This window comes from Streptomyces aureus (genome assembly GCF_000725495.1).
In the GTDB taxonomy this organism is placed as follows: Bacteria; Actinomycetota; Actinomycetes; order Streptomycetales; family Streptomycetaceae; genus Streptomyces; species Streptomyces aureus_B.
Window position 1 is genome coordinate 117,545 of sequence record NZ_JNZD01000018.1, and the last position, 15,239, is coordinate 132,783.

The window sequence follows — 15,239 nt, forward strand, 5'->3', positions numbered from 1 at the left end:
CGGGGCGGACGGTCCTCACCGCGGGGGTCCGCCTCCCCGTCCCCGAGGAGGGACCGTCATGCCGCTCGTCGCCCTCGCCGTGGCCGCCCTGGCCATCGGATTCGAGCAACTCATCCAGTGGGAGTACGGGCCGATGGGCATCATCGCGTTCGTCGCGCTGTCCGTCGGGCTCAAGGCCCGGAACACCACCGTCAGCGGCATCGGGGCCGTGATCCTCGTGATGCTGCTCGCCCAGTCCGGCTGACCGGACGTCACCGTCCGGCCGGTCCGGCTGACCGTGCTCCCTTCCGGAGGGGAGCCGGGAGCCCGGTCAGTCAGCACCACCGCAGGAAACCGCACCACCACAACCGAATCGCTACGGATCAGCCGTCGCAGTCGTCGTCACCCGCACCCCGCACGGAAGGAGAACCTCCCTACAGGCAGCAGCGGTTCAGCATCAGAAGATGTCCGGGCACCACGGTCGCCTGGACGTGCGCAGCAGGGCGTCGGCCAGCGCGGCGGCGCCCTCTCGCCGTTCCCGGACCCGGCCCAGCGCGGCCAGCCGCACCGCGGACTCGTCCCCGAGCCACAGCGTCGCCAGATCGGCGATGGACAGCGACAGGTCCGCTTCCTCGGTGACCCGCTCGCAGGTCGCCGTACCGTCCGGCGCGGCCCGGAGACGGTAGCGGCCGCCGTCCGGTCCGCTCTCGTCCGTCACGTCCAGCACGAGCGTCCCGACGGCCCCGTACGTACGCGCCTCCAGGGCCCGTACGACGTCCAGGATCCGCACCCAGAGCCAGTCCGACTGGCCGGTGATCCGGGCGGCGCGCGGGTCGGGCAGGAAGTGCGGCAGCAGATCGTCGGGGGCGCGCCGGCCGGTCTTGACCCGGGTGATCCAGTCGATCGAGCAGAGGTAGCCCCACAGGGCGCGCTCGGCCGCCGGCGTCACCGCGAGCAGCCACCTGACCTCCGCCGTGTTGTGGGGCTGGTTGGAGTCTCCCCAGTCGTCGTCGGCCGTGTAGGAGACGAGGCCCTCGACCTCGCCGGACGCCGAACGGTACGCGGCGTAGAACGGCTCCTTCCAGGGGCCGTGGCCGATGTTCAGCAGGCCGGTGTTGATCTGCCACCACCGCTCGTCGCGGTCGATCACGCCCGGCCGGCCGTGCCGGAGCCGTTCGTGCAGTTCGGGACCCGTCTTGCGCACGTCCTCGGCGTCCAGGAGGTCGATCCGCCCGCCGTCGTCCGGGCCGGCCCGGCGGGGGTCGAGTCCGGTGCGGGGTACCTCGATCGTCCACTCGGTGACGGTGGTGGCGGGGCCGAAGCCGTAGCGGCCGTAGATGGGGTACTCGGCGGCGATGAGTGTCGCGACGACGTCGCCGCGCTCCCTGGCCGCCGCGAGGTCGGCCTTCATCATGCGGGTCAGCAGGCCGCGACGGCGGTGCGTGGGCGAGACGGTCACCCCGGAGATCGCGTCGGCGGGCACGGCGGCCCCGCCGACCGCGGTGAGCTCCTGCGAGAACGACCGGAACGTCGCCACACAGCGGGAGCCGTCGAACGCGCCCCGGGTTCTCTCCGGGACGACCACCGGCAGCCGGTTCTCGAGCTCCTCGTCGGAGACGACCGGCTGCTGCAGGAAACCCGTCTTCACGGCGCGCAGCCAGTCGGGGAACTCGGAGAGGGTGATCGGCCGTACGTCGATCGGATCGGCGGCGGCGACCGTGCCGGCCGCGTCGATGGCATCGTGCGGGGTCATGGCCCCACGCTAGGCGGCCCCTGGCCGAGGTGTCGCCCCTATTTCCACCTGGGCCCGGGACGCGGTCGCCTCCGGCTCGCACCCCGGCAGCACCCTGGCCTAGCGGGGCCACCCGGCGCCACCCGACCGACCTGGCCTACCTGGCCTCACCCGGACCCGGACCGGCCACCGCGGTCGACCGGGGCTGGGCGCGCGGTTCCTCGCGTCCCTTGCCCGCGCCGCTCGCGCCTACGGCTTCGCCGCCGGGGTCCCGGGCCTGGAGGTCCCGTCCGGTTCGGCCCCGGCCCCGGCCCAGCCATGGACCTACCCGGGTCGGCCCGGTCCCGGCTGGTCCCGCCTGCGGCCGACCCCGGCGCCCGAACCGGCACCACCCAGCTGGTCAGCCGTTCAGAAAGCCGCTCGGATCTCTCCCACCTCTCGGCCGCCACCCAGCAGAGGGGCGCTGCCTATCCGGTCCAGGACCGGGGACTCCACGCCCAGCAGGGTCAGGCCGCGGGCCAGGACGGGGCCCAGGGCCCGGCCACCGCCGTCGTCGATCTTGAACGCGAGCGCGCGGCCGTCGGGGAGCGCGACCGCCTGGACGGCCTCGGCGCCCATCTTCGACAGGGCGCCCGGGACCTCGCGCATCAGCCAGGTGTCGGGGCGCCGGGTGCCGGCGACGTACTCGGGGTGGGCGCGCATCGCGTCGGCCACGCGGCGCTCGGCGGTGCCCGGGGCCGCGAGGACGAAGGAACGGAAGGCGCGGGCGAGACCCGTGAGGGTGATCGCCATCAGGGGCGCCCCGCAGCCGTCCGTGCCGACCGCCGCGACGGGCTCCCCCGCGGCCTCCTCCACCACGGTGTGGATCAGCTGCTGGAGCGGGTGCCCGGGGTCGAGGTAGGACTCGGTGGGCCAGCCGCGCTGCGCGCACACCGCCAGCATCGCCGCGTGCTTCCCGGAGCAGTTCATGGTGACCCGGTCGCGGACGGCACCGGAGGCGAGGTAGGTCTCGGCCTCGACGGGGTCCAGCGGGAGGTCCGGCGGGCACTGGAGCTGCCCGGCGTCCAGCCCGTGCTCGACGAGCATCTTCTGGACCAGGTCGCGGTGGAAGATCTCGCCGGAGTGGCTCGCGGCGGCGAGGGCGAGGCGCTCCCCGGCCAGGTCCAGACCGGCGCGCAGGACGCCCGCCGCCTGCATGGGCTTGTTCGACGAGCGCGGGAAGACCGGCGCCGCCGCATCGCCGAGGGCCAGCTCGACCGAGCCGTCCGCGGCCAGCACCACCAGGCTGCCGCGATGGTGGCCCTCGACGAATCCGGACCGTACGACCTCGGCGAGCACCGGGAGCACCCCGGAGCCGGCCGGGACGCCGGAGACGGCCCCCGGAGCCGCCGCGTCGGGTATGGAGGAGCCTTCGGACGTGCGGGGAGCTGCGGACATCGGCGGTGGCCTTCCGGAACGGGACCCGCTCGGAAGGCGGCGGCCGGGTCGTGCCCCCGCCTGCGCGGAGCGGAGCGCGCCTCGCTGGTGCCGGCGCGCCCCTCGCCCCCGGGATCGCCGGGGCCGCCACGTCAGATGAGCAGGTCGTCTACTTGTGCTTCCCCTTCACGGTACCTGCGGGCGATCTCGGCGCTGCAATCGTCCGCCGTGCGCTGGAGCTGCTGGCGCTGCCGGGAGACCTGCTGCTCGTAGCGGACGAGCCGCCCGAGCCCGGCGCGCAGCTCGTCGTCCGTCCGGGCGTTCAGGTCCGACAGCTCCACCTCGGCGAGCATGTCGGCCGCCAGCGCCCGGTACTCCTCGCCGTGCGGGGTGCCCACGGTCACATGGCGGGCCGAGGAGCGGTACCGGGCCGGCGCGTCCGTGAGGATCTCCGAGAGCCGCTCGACGACGGAGTGCCTGCCCCGGTCCACGGACGGGAGGTGCCCGGAGGCCGTGTGGGGCGCCCGGCGCTCCCCGCGGCGCGCGAGTTCCGCGCGCAGGATGTCGATGCGTCCCTGGAGCAGCCGGCGGACGTAGCTGAGGTCGGCCTCGTCCCGCTGGGCGTCCCGGCGCAGCGTCCGCAGTTCGGGCAGCCGCAGGACGGCGATGCCGGCCGGGACCGGATCCGCCGCCAGCGGGCCGCTGTCGGTGCGCTGCACCGGCGGCCGGGCCGTCATCGCGTCCGCCCGGACGCTCGCGCGGGTCAATGACACGGCCGCGGTCTGCTGCCCGGTCCTCGATGTGCTCATGTACCTCTACCGTCCCCTCGACCGGCGCGGTCCGCCCAACGGCCGGACCGCAACACCCCGCATGGTGCCACCCCAGATGGCCGCTATGTGACCGAGTGACCCGATCGGCCCCAGATGGCGGGTTGGTTACCCCGGAAAATCACGCGAAGGGCCCGCACGGCGCGACGGAGCCATGACACGGCATCATGGTCGGCATGCGTGCGGTGGTGCAGAGGGTGGACGGCGCGAGCGTCGTCGTGGACGGCGAGACGGTCGGCGAGATCAGCGGTGAGGGCCTGTGCGTCCTCGTCGGGGTCACGCACGAGGACACCAAGGAGAAGGCGGCCCAGCTCGCCCGCAAACTCTGGTCCGTCCGGATGCTGGCCGACGAGCGGTCCTGCTCCGACATCGACGCGCCGCTGCTGGTCATCAGCCAGTTCACGCTGTACGGCGACGCCCGCAAGGGACGCCGCCCCACCTGGAACGCGGCCGCCCCAGGCGATGTGGCCGAGCCCCTCGTCGATGAGGTCGTCGCCCAGCTCCGCGCTCTGGGCGCCACGGTGGCCACGGGCCGGTTCGGCGCCCAGATGCGGGTGTCCCTGACGAACGACGGCCCGTTCACCGTCCTCCTGGAGATATGACCCCGGAGGCGGTCGGCCCCACAGCCACCATCCCCCGGGAGAAGCGGGCCTTCTGGCCACCGTCCCCCCGGGAGCGGTGAGCCCTACGGCTCGACCACGACCTCCTGCGCCGCCGCCGTGGAGTCCGCCATCAGCGGGGCGTCCACCGGCACGTTGCGCTTCACCAGGGCCAGGGCGATCGGGCCGAGTTCGTGGTGGCGTACGGAGGTGGTGATGAAGCCGATCTTGCGGCCGGCCGGGTCCTCGTCCGCGAGGCGCAGTTCGGTGCCGTGCGGGGGCAGCACGACCTCGCTGCCGTCGAGGTGGAGGAAGACCAGGCGGCGCGGGGGCTTGCCCAGGTTCTGGACGCGGGCCACCGTCTCCTGCCCGCGGTAGCAGCCCTTCTGGAGGTGGACCGCGGTACCGATCCAGCCCAGCTCGTGCGGGATCGTACGGTGGTCGGTCTCGAAGCCGAGGCGCGGCCGGTGCTGTTCGACGCGCAGGGCCTCGTGGGCGAGGAGTCCGGCCGGCGGTCCCGCCGTCTCGGCGAAGGACTCCAGGTCGGCGCGCGGCAGGAAGAGGTCACGGCCGTACGGCGTCTCGCGGACGACGACCCCCGCGGGGACCTCGGCGATCGAACCGGCCGGAAGCTCCACGACCGCGAAGTCGGCGGTGCGGTCGGCGACTTCGACCCGGTAGAAGAACTTCATGGACTCCAGGTAGGCGACCAGCGCGTCCTGGGTGTCGGGTTCCGTGTGCATCCACACCGTCGTGCCGTCGTCGACGAGGTAGAGCGCGTGCTCGATGTGGCCGTTGGCGGAGAGGATCAGCGCCTCGGTGGCACGGCCCGCCGGGAGGTCGGTGACGTGCTGGGTGAGCAGCAGGTGCAGCCAGGCCAGCCGGTCGTCGCCGGTGACGGTGACGACACCGCGGTGCGAGAGGTCCACGAAGCCGACGCCGTCGGCGAGGGCGCGCTGCTCACGGAACAGGTCGCCGTAGTGGGCGGCGACGCCTTCGTCCACGCCCTCGGCGGGAACGGCGCCGGGCAGGGACAGGAGGGGGCTCTTCATGGACATACACACTACGACCGAGTGGTCGCCGTTCTTATTCCGGTCACTGCTGCCGGGCCTGGCAGTCCTTGCACCGGCCGAAGATCGCGAAGTGCTTCATCTCCGTCTCGAAGCCGAAGGACTCCTGGAGCTTGGCGGTGAACTCGGCGGCGACGGAGACGTCGGCCTCGATGACGTTCGAGCAGTCGCGGCACACGAGGTGGAGGTGGTGGTGCCGGTCCGCCAGGTGGTAGGTCGGGGCACCGTGTCCCAGATGGGCGTGGCTGACGAGCCCGAGCTCCTCCAGGAGCTCCAGGGTCCGGTAGACCGTGGAAATGTTGACCCCCGACGCCGTCTTCCTCACTTCGCCGAGGATGTCGTCGGGGGTCGCGTGTTCCAGGGTGTCCACTGCTTCGAGGACAAGCTGGCGCTGAGGCGTCAGCCGGTAGCCGCGCTGCCTGAGGTCGCTCTTCCAGTCGGTGCTCACCACACTGGAAGTCTAGGACCATTCCCTTGCGTGCCGCCCTGAGGAACGGCAGGGCGGCACGGGGGCACGCGGTGGAGTCCTACTTGAAGAAGGCGATGCCGTCGTCCGGCATGTCGTCGGGCAGGGCCTTGGCCCAGCGCTCGACGTCCTCCGGGGTGACGACCTTCTTCAGGTGCCCGGACATGTAGGGGCGCAGCTCGACCTCGGGGGTCTGCTTCTCGCCGACCCACATGAGGTCGCTGTTCACGTAGCCGTACAGGCGCTTGCCGCCGCTGTAGGGGCCGGAGGCGGCCGTACGGGCCACGGCGTCGGTGACCAGGTCGATCTGCGGCTTCTTGTCGGCGATCTCGCCGTACCAGATCTCGACGACGCCGTCGTCGCGGGTCATCACGACCTCGACCTTGCGGTCGGCGTCGACGCGCCAGAAGCCGGTCTCCGTCTCCAGCGGCCGGACTTTCTCGCCGTTCTCGTCGAGCACCCAGCTGTGCGAGCGGTACTCCAGGAAGTCCCGCCCGTCGTGCGTGAAGCTGACCTCCTGCCCGAAGTTGCACTTCTCGGAACCGGGGAAGTCGTGGACACCGACTCCGGCCCAGTCGCCGAGCAGGAAGACAAGGGGGACCAGGTCCTTGTGGAGGTCCGACGGGATCTCGATCATGAGCTGAACAGTTCCTTGATGGGGGTCAGCGCTGGCCCTGGTACAGCTTCTTCACGGTCAGTGCCGCGAAGGCGAGCACGCCGACGCAGACCAGGACCAGCAGGGTTTCGAAGAAGATCTCCACGGGGTGTGCTCCTCGGTGAGCGGAACGGGTCCCCGTCCGGGCTCGGCCGGAACTGGGGAGGTACACAAAGGCCGGGCCCCAGCTTACGCGGCTGGGACCCGGCCCTCTCTTCCAGGTGGCCCTTGCCGGGCCGGTCGTCTCAGCCGAGGAGCTGGCTCTGCAGCACGACGGTCTGCTGGAAGGGGATCTTCGCCGCACCGCCCTTGCGGGACTGCACGACCAGGGCGAGGGTGTCCCCGGCCACCAGGTACGCCTGCCTGACCTGCTCGGCGCCGTAGGGCTTGGCCTCCGTGTACGCGTAGCGCGGGATGTTGTCGACCTGGCTGGCCTCCGGGAATCCTCCGTCGCTGTGCACGTCGGCCGCCCCGCGCAGCGCGAACTGCGGGCTGTCCCAGTTCGTGAGCTCGTCCTGCTGGAGCGCGTCGACGATCGTGGCGGTGTCGAACCGGAGCAGATAGATCCGGGTGCGGGTGCCGTCCGGGGTGGTCCAGCCGCGGGCCGCGATGTGCCGCAGGGCGTAGTCCGTCAGCAGCCCGCCGAGGCGGTCGCGGTCGTCCTTCGAGGCGTACGCGTCGAGGAAGTCCGCCTTCGGCAGCCAGCCGTCCGTGCCGCGCAGGTCCTTGTCGGCCTTCGCGCCCTCGGGAACGGGCAGCAGCAGCTTGCGCAGATCGGCGTAGTGGACGCCGGCCTTGTTGGCCTCGGCGAAGGGGCGCGGGCTGCCCGAGGGCAACGGGGGCAGCTCGATCTCGGGGTAGTCCCACCGTCCGTCGGACGCGGTCGCCAGGCCCGGGACGTCGGTGCGCCGCATCTGCGTGATGCCGTACGCGGCACCGGCGCCGACCGTCGCGAACGCCACGGTGGCCGCGGTCCAGCGCAGCACGGCACGAAGGACACGGCGGTCCTTCTTCACCCGGGGTGCCGCCGGAGGCGCCTCGGCCGGAATGTCGGGCACGGGTGCCGGCGCCTGCGCCGGAACGTCGGGGACCGGTGCCGGCGCCTGCGCACCGGCCGCCGTCCCGCCGGCCGCCTCCGGCCCGGTCCCTGGCGTCTCGTCCACGACCGTTTCCGGCCCGGTCCCGGGTGTGTCGTCCACGACCGCCTCCGGTGCTACCGGGTTGGCAAGGTTCTCGGTCATACGGCCTCCCCCGGGTCCGTGATCCGGTCGAGCTGGGCGGTCAGGAAGCGGGCGACGGTCGGGCCGTCGAGCGGCTTGATGCCGGAGACGGTGGCGGTCACCAGCACATCGCCCTCGTACGCGGAGCAGAACATCATGTCGAGCTTCTCGGCACTGTTCTTGGGCGGCAGGAAGCAGCCGGCGTTCTTGTGGCCGTCGATCTTCGGGCCCTTGCGGAAGATTCCGAGCGATGCGAGCAGCTCGTTCTGGGCCTTCGAGATGTTCCGCACGGTCCGCTGGTTCTCCATCTGGGACAGCGTGACGCGCGCGGTGAAGGCCTGCTTCTTGTAGACGGCGTAGGCATCCGCGCTCGCGTAACTGCGCATCACCACACCCTTGATGTGCTCTTCGTCGATCTCCTTCTCCAACCGCCGCCGCTGGGTGCGGGGCATGTCCCGGAGCGACTCCTTGCGCAGCGCGGTGGCCTGACGGCCGTTCAGCCGTGCGTCGGCGCCGAACTCTCCGAGGTCGGGGCCCCGCGTGTAGGCGTCGTCGTAGGGCAGGAGCATGCCGGCGAGGCCCGTGGCGGCCTTCGCCTTCCCGCTCTTGTCCTTGTCCTTCGCGGCCTTCGGAAGACGCCAGGTGGGCTTCCCCGGCGCGCGGTCGGCGGCGTCCACGGTGCTGGCGGTCCAGCCGACACCGCCGATCACGGCGGCGACGAGCAGGACGGCGCCGGAGACGGCGGCCACACGGCCGCGGCGCAGCCGCTTCCTGGGCGGAGCGCCGGTCTCTCCCGCGGACTCACCGGCGGAAGCGACGGGCTCCTCGGCTTCAACCGGACCCTGCGCACCGACCTCGCCGACGCCCTCGCCGGAGGCGACCACCGGGGGCTCGGCGACGGCTTCGACGGGAGTCTCGGCACGATCCTCGGCGGAGGCCTCGCCAGGGGTCTCGGCAGGGCTCTCGGTGGAGGCCTCGGTACGAGTCTCCATGCGGTCCCCGGCGGGGGCCTCGATGCCGGCCTCGGCAGATGCCTCGACGCGGGCCTCGGCGAGGGTCTCGGCAGGGGTCTTGGCGGAGGCCGTGGTGAGGTCCTCGGCGGAGGTCTCGGTGCGGTCCTCGGCGGAGGTCTCGGTCGGGTTCTCGCTCACAGTCGTCCCACCTGCCGCTTCGCCAGATCCATGATCTTGTCCTTGGAGATCTGCTTGGTCCCGTAGACCCATATCTCCATGGCGATGTCACCGCGCCAGGCGTGCGCCTCCGCCGAGTACATCGGGTAGTAGCCCGGCTTCGTCTCTGGCCGGGTGTGGACGTATGCCATGCCGTCCTCGGTGCCGGGGACGGACCAGCTGCGCGTGCCGCCCTCCTTCTCGGCCCAGTAGTACCCGCTGTCCGCGTACTCGCCGGCCTTGAGGGTCTCCTCCTGGTGGAACTGCACCAGGCGGATCTCCACCGTGTACGTGCTGCCCTCGTCCCAGCCGACGACGGCCGCGCGGCGGAACTCGTCGGAGATGAGGTCGGGGAAGACCTTGGCCGGCTTCTCGTAGTTGTCGGCGTACTCCGGCAGGTCCATCCAGCCGTCGTTGCCCGCCCAGTGGCCTTCCTTCGTGCCCTTCGGCCGGGTGAGGAGCAGCTTGCGCAGGTCGCCGTTCGTCTTCACCCGGTGGTCCTGGGCGGCGGACAGCGGCTCGGGGCCGGGGCCCTTGGCCTGGGTCAGCACCGGCTGCGACAGCGACGGCAGCCTGGTGGGCGCACGGTGGGCCTGCACCAGGAATCCGGCGCAGGTTCCGGCGACGAGGCCGAGCACGGCGGCTGTGGCGACGATCAGCGTCGTACGGCCGCGGCGGCGCGGCCTGGGTTCCGACGGCGCGTCCGCCGTCGTTTCGGGAACGACATTCGGCGTGCCCTCGGGCACGCCCGGTCTTTCCGGATTTTCGGGTCCTTCGGGTACTACCAACACGTCCCCCCACAGAAGGTGAATCGCGGATTCCGTATCCGCGCACAGGAGACCCATGGCCCCCACACGGGGTTGCACCGGCGTTGATCACGATTCGGACTACGATGGCGGCCATGGCGAACAAGCTCGTGATCAAGGTGACGGCGGGGGCCGACGCCCCGGAACGCTGCTCCCAGGCGTTCACCGTCGCCGCGGTGGCCGTGGCCAGCGGGGTGGAGGTCTCCCTCTGGCTGACCGGCCAGTCCTCCTGGTTCGCGCTGCCCGGCCGCGCCGCCGAGTTCGAGCTGCCGCACGCGGCACCGCTGCCCGATCTGATCGACTCGATCCTGGCGGCCGGGCGGATCACGCTGTGCACGCAGTGCGCGGCCCGGCGCGACATCACGGAGAAGGACGTCCTCGAGGGCGTACGGATCGCGGGCGCGCAGGTGTTCGTGCAGGAGGCGATGACGGACGGCACGCAGGCCCTGGTCTACTGACCACCGCCGCCCGCGTTCCCCGCGCCCTCACGGACTCCGGCGGCGCCTGGAGCGTGTGTCCACCCAGAGGCAGAAGGGGTGGCCCGCCGGGTCGAACAGCACGCGTACGTCGTCCTGCGGCTGATGGTCGGCCAGCCGGGCACCCTGCTCCACGGCGCGGGCGGTCTCCTCGGCCAGGTCGTCGACCTCGATGTCGAGATGGAGCATCATCCGCTGGTCACCGGGGCCCGCGGGCCACACCGGCGGGGTGTAGAGCGGCTCGGTCTCGAAGGCGAGGGCGACCTCGCCGAACGGGGGGCCGATCAGGACCCAGTCGGACTCCTCGGCCCGCACCTCGTAGCCGAGCAGCCGCCGGTAGAAGCCGGCGAGTTCATGGGCGTCGGGCGCGTCGAGCACCACGGTGGACAACCTCGTTCGCGACATAGACGCCTATCCGCTCCTACTGCTGCCGCCGCTTCTTGCCGTCCAGTTCGTCCCACCACTCGTCGGACGTCGGGTCGCCGGACGGGTCGTCCCACCACCGGTCCTCGGGCCCCCGCCGGTTGGCCGTCATCGCGGCGACCGGCGGGATCAGCATGGCCACCACGCACATGGCGACGGCCGCGGGAACCGACCACAGCCGCACGACCGCCCAGGCGAGGACGAACAGCACGATGCACGTCCCCATCATGGCGAAATACACCCGACGCCTGCGTGCGTACATACCACCAGCGTAGGCCCGGACAACCCGTCCGGCGCAGTGCCGGAGCGGTACGGGCCCGCGCGGACGCGCCGAAGGGCCGCACCCCGATCCGGTAAGCGTCCAACCCCCGGGGGTGCGGCCCTTCGGCCGTTCGGTCGACTGCCGTCAGCGACGGCGGTCCACTGTTCAGACGGCGATCGCGACCTCGGCGAGGCCGCCCGTCCGGGCGACGACCGTGCGGTCGGCGGTGCCACCGGGGACCAGCGCGCGGACGGTCCAGGTGCCCTCGGCCGCGTAGAAGCGGAACTGTCCCGTCGCGGAGGTGGGGACCTCCGCCGTGAACTCGCCGGTCGAGTCCAGCAGACGGACGTAGCCCGTCACCGGCTCGCCGTCGCGGGTCACCTGGCCCTGGATGGTGGTCTCACCGGGCTTGATCGTCGAGGCGTCGGGGCCGCCGGCCTTCGCTCCACACATATTTCGATTCCGTCCTTCAGCCTTGGGGGTTACTTGTTGGCGCCGAGCTCGATCGGCACGCCGACGAGGGAGCCGTACTCGGTCCACGAACCGTCGTAGTTCTTGACGTTCTGCACACCGAGGAGCTCGTGCAGCACGAACCAGGTGAGCGCGGAACGCTCACCGATGCGGCAGTAGGCGATCGTGTCCTTGGCGAGGTCGACCTGCTCGGCGGCGTAGAGCTCCTTGAGCTCGTCGTCCGACTTGAAGGTGCCGTCGTCGTTGGCGTTCTTCGACCACGGGATGTTGCGGGCGCTCGGGACGTGGCCCGGACGCTGCGACTGCTCCTGCGGCAGGTGCGCCGGGGCGAGCAGCTTGCCGCTGAACTCGTCGGGCGACCGGACGTCGACCAGGTTCTGCGAGCCGATCGCGGCGACGACGTCGTCGCGGAAGGCGCGGATGGAGGTGTCCTGGGCCTTGGCCTTGTAGGCGGTGGCGGCGCGCTCGGGGATCTGCGAGCCGTCGACCAGGTCGCGGGAGTCGAGCTCCCACTTCTTGCGGCCGCCGTCGAGGAGCTTGACGTTCTCGTGGCCGTAGAGCTTGAAGTACCAGTAGGCGTAGGACGCGAACCAGTTGTTGTTGCCGCCGTAGAGGACGACCAGCGTGTCGTTGCCGATGCCCTTGGCCGACAGGAGCTTCTCGAAGCCCTCCTGGTCGATGAAGTCACGGCGGACCGGGTCCTGGAGGTCCTTCGTCCAGTCGATCCGGATGGCGTTCTTGATGTGGTTCTTCTCGTACGCCGACGTGTCCTCGTCGACCTCGACGATCGCCACGCTCGGGTCGTCCAGGTGGTCCTGGACCCAGTCGGCGTCTACCAGGACGTCGCTGCGGCTCATGCTCGTTCTCCTCCGGGGCAGGTGCGGCGGGGTGGTGCGATGGAGAGGGTGCGCGGTGCGGTGCGTGCCGGTGAGGGCGTGCGCGGCGCAATCGTGGCCCGGACAAGAGAGGTCCAGGGGCCCGGCTCGCGGAAGGCGGGAGCGCTTCCGCTCAGAAGGTGCGACAGAGCATGGCGGCGACGCGGCACAGGTCTACTGCCCGCCGCTTCGTGAGATCCGCCTGTCGCTTCATGGGTCCGATCGTAGGGACGGACAGGCGGGCATGTCACCGGTGTGTCGCATGCTGAGACGCGATCGTCCGCACTGTGGGACCCGAGGGTCGTCGAAGCCCGGCCCGTACGGATTCGGGGGTCCCGCTCCGGGCTCCGTCGCGACAGCGCATCTGCGGTACGGACAGGCCCGTCTCGCCTTTCGGACAGGCCCTCCCCGAAGGGCCGCCCCGGGGCCCCTCGGTGGTGCCTTCTACCCGACGAGCCTGACGTCCGAACCCTTCACCGAGATCTCCACCCCGTCCGGGGCGGCCTCGACCTTGTCGAGCTTGACCCCGCCCGGCAGCTGCTCGATCTTCTGCTGGAAGTCGGTGATCGAGCGGATCCGGCCCTCGGCGAGCTTGACGGCGAGCGTGGGCAGGGAGTCCGCGTGCACCTTCACCGTGTCGCCGGAGACGGCGACGGAGCTGAGCACCGAGATCGTCTGGGACGACTTGGTACCGGGGGGCGTCACCGCGACGGCGACCTTGATCTTGCCGTTGCCGCCGTCCGAGAGGCCGGTGACCCGGGCGGAGAAACCGAACCCGATCTCCTTGGGCTCGGAGTTGGCGGCCTTGAGCAGCTCGGCGTACGAGATCGACGCGGTGCCGGTGGCGCTGCCGGCGGTGGCGGAGCTGTAGTCGCCGCTGAAGGAGACACCGTGCATCTCGGCGTCGAGGTCGTCGATACGGATGGTGCCCGCCGCGGAGCCCGTGCCGCCGGTCGGCGCCTCGTAGTCCTTGATGCCGATCTTCACGTCGTCGAGTTCGCCGGCGACGACCTGGGTGAGGAACGGGAAGCCGCCGATGGAGACGTCGGGGGTGTCCGCGAGGCCCTCGGTGCTCTTGATCCGGCCCGCCGCCTCGTCCTCCGCGAACCCGACCGCCACCCGGTCGGCGAGCACGAAAAGACCGCCGAGAACGATGAACAGAACCAGGGATATTCGCAGTGCGCGCATGCTCGTTGTTCCCCCACCTGGGACGGCCCCGTCTGGACGGCCGAGTGGCCACCGAACGCGAGCCTAACCCCGAAGGGCCCCCGGATCGGGGGCCCTTCGGAGTGGTTGTCGATCACCTGTGACGATTCGTCATCACCGGCGGCCGGTCGCGGCCGCCCGGTCGCCGGCTCAGCCGAGCACGCGGCCCAGCAGGTAGACGGCCGGCGCGGCGGCGGCCAGCGGCAGCGCCACGCCCGCGGTGAAGTGGACGAAGCGGGACGGGTAGTCGTAGCTCGCGACCCGGTGTCCGATCAGCGCGCAGACGCCCGCGCCGAGCCCGAGGAGGGCGCCCTGCGAGCCCAGGTCCGTCATCCCGCCGACCGCGTAACCGGCGCCCGCGGCGGCCGGCAGCGCCACGGCCACGGAGGCCGCGGTGGGCATCGGCAGCGCGCGGACCAGGATCGCGACCGCCACCGCGGCCGCGCCCACCGTCACGGCGTCCGGCTCGGCGGCCAGATGCCCGGCCGCGACGATCGCCAGTGCGGCGGAGACGACGGTCGCCATCAGGCCGTACATCCGGGTGTCCGGGTCGGCGTGGCTGCGCAGCTGGAGCACCAGGGTCAGCAGGACCCATACGCCGAGGGTGCCGAGGATCGCGGCGGGCGCGTTCTCCCGGCCGGCCACGAGCAGCGCCACGTCGGCGGCGACCGCGCCGAGGAACGCCAGCGCGATGCCCTGCCGGGCGGGCCACATCCCGTTCAGCCGGAACCAGCCGGCCGCGGTGACGGCCTGGAGCAGGACGAGCGGGACGACGAGGGCGTACTGGCCGATCGCCGCCGCGCCGGAGAGCAGCACCGCGAGCAGCGCCGTCAGCGCGGCCGGCTGGATCCCGGGCTCGATGATCGGCGAGCGTCCCTCGGCGCGGGCGCGCTGCGCGTCGGTGACCCGGCTCTGGCCGGTGACCGTCGCGGGGCCGTAGGCGGCCTCCTCCCCGCCCGCGCCCTCGGGCAGGGTCCCGCCGTCGCCCACGGGCGCGCCCGCCGGGTTCCAGGGGTCCGCCGGGGCCTCGGGGGGCAGGGCCGCTCCCGCGCCGCCGCCGTATCCCTGGGACTCGCCGTAGGTCTGGTAGCCCTGCGGAGGCAGATAGGCGGGGTCGGCCTCCTGGACCGGCGCGTGCGCCTGCGTCTCCCAGGTCTGCCCCTCCCACTGCTGGGTGTGCTGCGGCCAGTCGGCCCCCTGCTGGGGCTCCTGGTGCGCCCCGGGCTGCTGGTACGGGTCGTACGCCTCGCGGCGTCCCTCGTACGGCTGGTTGCTCATCGTCTCGCTCACCCTCCTGCGAACGGCGGGAGCACCTCGACCGTGCCGCCCTCGGCCAGCCGTACCGTCTCATGCCCGCGGGTCCCCACGGGATCACCGTCGATCAGGAACGAGCATCGCCGCAGGACGCGCACGAATTCACCGGGGTGTCGTTCGCGGGCCGCGTCGAGTGCCTCGGCGAGCGTGCCCGCGTCGTACGGCTCGTCGCCGACGCCGGCCGCGGCCTTGGCGGCGGCCCAGTAACGCACCGTGCCCTTTGCCATCTCGTTCCTCAATCAGCGGGTCTGGAGTGTGCTGGTGTGTGGTGTC

The 15,239-nt window shown here is 71.9% G+C and carries 20 protein-coding genes; 3 read left to right on the forward strand and 17 right to left on the reverse strand.

Annotated features, from left to right (window positions below):
* Positions 1-58 precede the first annotated feature (58 nt).
* Complete coding sequence (locus IO36_RS22490; protein WP_037622368.1) at positions 59-244, forward strand: hypothetical protein; 186 nt, start codon at positions 59-61, stop codon at positions 242-244.
* A gap of 192 nt (positions 245-436) precedes the next feature.
* Here IO36_RS22490 and IO36_RS22495 read toward each other — a convergent pair whose 3' ends face one another.
* From IO36_RS22495 to IO36_RS22505, 3 genes are all read right to left on the reverse strand, one after another.
* The gene (locus tag IO36_RS22495; protein WP_051900821.1) at positions 437-1,732 is read right to left on the reverse strand and encodes a GNAT family N-acetyltransferase; all 1,296 of its coding nucleotides are present in this window, start codon (positions 1,730-1,732) and stop codon (positions 437-439) included.
* A gap of 387 nt (positions 1,733-2,119) precedes the next feature.
* Positions 2,120-3,148: an asparaginase gene (locus IO36_RS22500; RefSeq protein ID WP_051900822.1), complete on the reverse strand. Its 1,029-nt coding sequence runs from the start codon at positions 3,146-3,148 to the stop codon at positions 2,120-2,122.
* A 131-nt stretch (positions 3,149-3,279) separates the two neighbouring features.
* Positions 3,280-3,936, reverse strand: coding sequence for an RsiG family protein (locus IO36_RS22505; protein WP_037622370.1), 657 nt, complete (start codon positions 3,934-3,936; stop codon positions 3,280-3,282).
* A gap of 194 nt (positions 3,937-4,130) precedes the next feature.
* On the opposite strand from IO36_RS22505, the gene dtd reads away from it, so the two are divergent.
* Positions 4,131-4,556 carry a D-aminoacyl-tRNA deacylase gene (dtd, locus tag IO36_RS22510; protein WP_037622491.1) on the forward strand — a complete coding sequence of 142 codons (426 nt, stop codon included), beginning with the start codon at positions 4,131-4,133 and terminating at the stop codon, positions 4,554-4,556.
* 83 nt (positions 4,557-4,639) lie between these two features.
* Here dtd and IO36_RS22515 read toward each other — a convergent pair whose 3' ends face one another.
* From IO36_RS22515 to IO36_RS22545, 6 genes are all read right to left on the reverse strand, one after another.
* Positions 4,640-5,605 carry a CAF17-like 4Fe-4S cluster assembly/insertion protein YgfZ gene (locus IO36_RS22515; protein WP_037622493.1) on the reverse strand — a complete coding sequence of 322 codons (966 nt, stop codon included), beginning with the start codon at positions 5,603-5,605 and terminating at the stop codon, positions 4,640-4,642.
* Between the two features lie 43 nt (positions 5,606-5,648).
* Complete coding sequence (locus IO36_RS22520; RefSeq protein WP_037622372.1) at positions 5,649-6,074, reverse strand: Fur family transcriptional regulator; 426 nt, start codon at positions 6,072-6,074, stop codon at positions 5,649-5,651.
* Between the two features lie 76 nt (positions 6,075-6,150).
* On the reverse strand, positions 6,151-6,726 hold the full coding sequence (locus IO36_RS22525) for a heme-binding beta-barrel domain-containing protein (RefSeq protein WP_037622373.1): 576 nt from the start codon (positions 6,724-6,726) through the stop codon (positions 6,151-6,153).
* Between the two features lie 263 nt (positions 6,727-6,989).
* On the reverse strand, positions 6,990-7,985 hold the full coding sequence (locus IO36_RS22535) for a hypothetical protein (protein WP_245173418.1): 996 nt from the start codon (positions 7,983-7,985) through the stop codon (positions 6,990-6,992).
* Positions 7,982-9,115: a hypothetical protein gene (locus IO36_RS48965; protein WP_280923744.1), complete on the reverse strand. Its 1,134-nt coding sequence runs from the start codon at positions 9,113-9,115 to the stop codon at positions 7,982-7,984. The genes IO36_RS22535 and IO36_RS48965 overlap by 4 nt, the downstream gene beginning before the upstream one ends.
* The gene (locus IO36_RS22545) at positions 9,112-9,879 is read right to left on the reverse strand and encodes a hypothetical protein (protein ID WP_078943369.1); all 768 of its coding nucleotides are present in this window, start codon (positions 9,877-9,879) and stop codon (positions 9,112-9,114) included. Before IO36_RS22545 ends, IO36_RS48965 begins: the two co-directional genes overlap by 4 nt.
* Positions 9,880-10,034: 155 nt before the next feature.
* Here IO36_RS22545 and IO36_RS22550 point away from each other — a divergent pair, with 155 nt between their 5' ends.
* Entirely contained in the window at positions 10,035-10,397 is a 363-nt protein-coding gene (locus IO36_RS22550; protein ID WP_037622498.1) for a DsrE family protein, read from the forward strand.
* Positions 10,398-10,424: 27 nt separating this feature from the next.
* Here IO36_RS22550 and IO36_RS22555 read toward each other — a convergent pair whose 3' ends face one another.
* The 8 genes from IO36_RS22555 to IO36_RS22585 all read right to left on the reverse strand — a co-directional run bounded on the left by IO36_RS22555 (position 10,425) and on the right by IO36_RS22585 (position 15,193).
* Positions 10,425-10,820 carry a VOC family protein gene (locus IO36_RS22555; RefSeq protein ID WP_037622375.1) on the reverse strand — a complete coding sequence of 132 codons (396 nt, stop codon included), beginning with the start codon at positions 10,818-10,820 and terminating at the stop codon, positions 10,425-10,427.
* A gap of 16 nt (positions 10,821-10,836) precedes the next feature.
* Complete coding sequence (locus tag IO36_RS22560) at positions 10,837-11,100, reverse strand: DUF3099 domain-containing protein (RefSeq protein WP_037622376.1); 264 nt, start codon at positions 11,098-11,100, stop codon at positions 10,837-10,839.
* A gap of 165 nt (positions 11,101-11,265) precedes the next feature.
* Complete coding sequence (locus IO36_RS22565) at positions 11,266-11,553, reverse strand: DUF1416 domain-containing protein (protein ID WP_018527919.1); 288 nt, start codon at positions 11,551-11,553, stop codon at positions 11,266-11,268.
* Between the two features lie 29 nt (positions 11,554-11,582).
* Positions 11,583-12,428 (reverse strand): sulfurtransferase, encoded by an 846-nt coding sequence (locus IO36_RS22570; RefSeq protein WP_037622377.1) that lies wholly within the window; start codon positions 12,426-12,428, stop codon positions 11,583-11,585.
* Positions 12,429-12,579: 151 nt separating this feature from the next.
* On the reverse strand, positions 12,580-12,660 hold the full coding sequence (locus tag IO36_RS49365; protein WP_350310325.1) for a putative leader peptide: 81 nt from the start codon (positions 12,658-12,660) through the stop codon (positions 12,580-12,582).
* Positions 12,661-12,890: 230 nt separating this feature from the next.
* A complete protein-coding gene (locus IO36_RS22575) occupies positions 12,891-13,634 on the reverse strand; it encodes an LmeA family phospholipid-binding protein (RefSeq protein WP_037622379.1) in 744 nt (247 codons plus the stop codon).
* A 168-nt stretch (positions 13,635-13,802) separates the two neighbouring features.
* On the reverse strand, positions 13,803-14,930 hold the full coding sequence (locus IO36_RS22580; protein WP_037622380.1) for a hypothetical protein: 1,128 nt from the start codon (positions 14,928-14,930) through the stop codon (positions 13,803-13,805).
* An 8-nt stretch (positions 14,931-14,938) separates the two neighbouring features.
* Positions 14,939-15,193, reverse strand: a complete 255-nt coding sequence (locus IO36_RS22585) for a MoaD/ThiS family protein (RefSeq protein WP_037622382.1) — start codon at positions 15,191-15,193, stop codon at positions 14,939-14,941.
* Positions 15,194-15,239 lie beyond the last annotated feature (46 nt).

Excerpts from the sequence above, each read along its gene's own strand:
- IO36_RS22490 (WP_037622368.1), top strand. The coding sequence starts at position 59 with ATGCCGCTCGTCGCCCTCGCCGTGGCCGCCCTGGCCATCGGATTCGAG.
- IO36_RS22495 (WP_051900821.1), bottom strand. The coding sequence starts at position 1,732 with ATGACCCCGCACGATGCCATCGACGCGGCCGGCACGGTCGCCGCCGCC.
- IO36_RS22500 (WP_051900822.1), bottom strand. The coding sequence starts at position 3,148 with ATGTCCGCAGCTCCCCGCACGTCCGAAGGCTCCTCCATACCCGACGCG.
- IO36_RS22505 (WP_037622370.1), bottom strand. The coding sequence starts at position 3,936 with ATGAGCACATCGAGGACCGGGCAGCAGACCGCGGCCGTGTCATTGACC.
- dtd (WP_037622491.1), top strand. The coding sequence starts at position 4,131 with ATGCGTGCGGTGGTGCAGAGGGTGGACGGCGCGAGCGTCGTCGTGGAC.
- IO36_RS22515 (WP_037622493.1), bottom strand. The coding sequence starts at position 5,605 with ATGAAGAGCCCCCTCCTGTCCCTGCCCGGCGCCGTTCCCGCCGAGGGC.
- IO36_RS22525 (WP_037622373.1), bottom strand. The coding sequence starts at position 6,726 with ATGATCGAGATCCCGTCGGACCTCCACAAGGACCTGGTCCCCCTTGTC.
- IO36_RS22535 (WP_245173418.1), bottom strand. The coding sequence starts at position 7,985 with ATGACCGAGAACCTTGCCAACCCGGTAGCACCGGAGGCGGTCGTGGAC.
- IO36_RS22550 (WP_037622498.1), top strand. The coding sequence starts at position 10,035 with ATGGCGAACAAGCTCGTGATCAAGGTGACGGCGGGGGCCGACGCCCCG.
- IO36_RS22555 (WP_037622375.1), bottom strand. The coding sequence starts at position 10,820 with ATGTCGCGAACGAGGTTGTCCACCGTGGTGCTCGACGCGCCCGACGCC.
- IO36_RS22560 (WP_037622376.1), bottom strand. The coding sequence starts at position 11,100 with ATGTACGCACGCAGGCGTCGGGTGTATTTCGCCATGATGGGGACGTGC.
- IO36_RS22565 (WP_018527919.1), bottom strand. The coding sequence starts at position 11,553 with ATGTGTGGAGCGAAGGCCGGCGGCCCCGACGCCTCGACGATCAAGCCC.
- IO36_RS22570 (WP_037622377.1), bottom strand. The coding sequence starts at position 12,428 with ATGAGCCGCAGCGACGTCCTGGTAGACGCCGACTGGGTCCAGGACCAC.
- IO36_RS49365 (WP_350310325.1), bottom strand. The coding sequence starts at position 12,660 with ATGAAGCGACAGGCGGATCTCACGAAGCGGCGGGCAGTAGACCTGTGC.
- IO36_RS22575 (WP_037622379.1), bottom strand. The coding sequence starts at position 13,634 with ATGCGCGCACTGCGAATATCCCTGGTTCTGTTCATCGTTCTCGGCGGT.
- IO36_RS22580 (WP_037622380.1), bottom strand. The coding sequence starts at position 14,930 with ATGAGCAACCAGCCGTACGAGGGACGCCGCGAGGCGTACGACCCGTAC.
- IO36_RS22585 (WP_037622382.1), bottom strand. The coding sequence starts at position 15,193 with ATGGCAAAGGGCACGGTGCGTTACTGGGCCGCCGCCAAGGCCGCGGCC.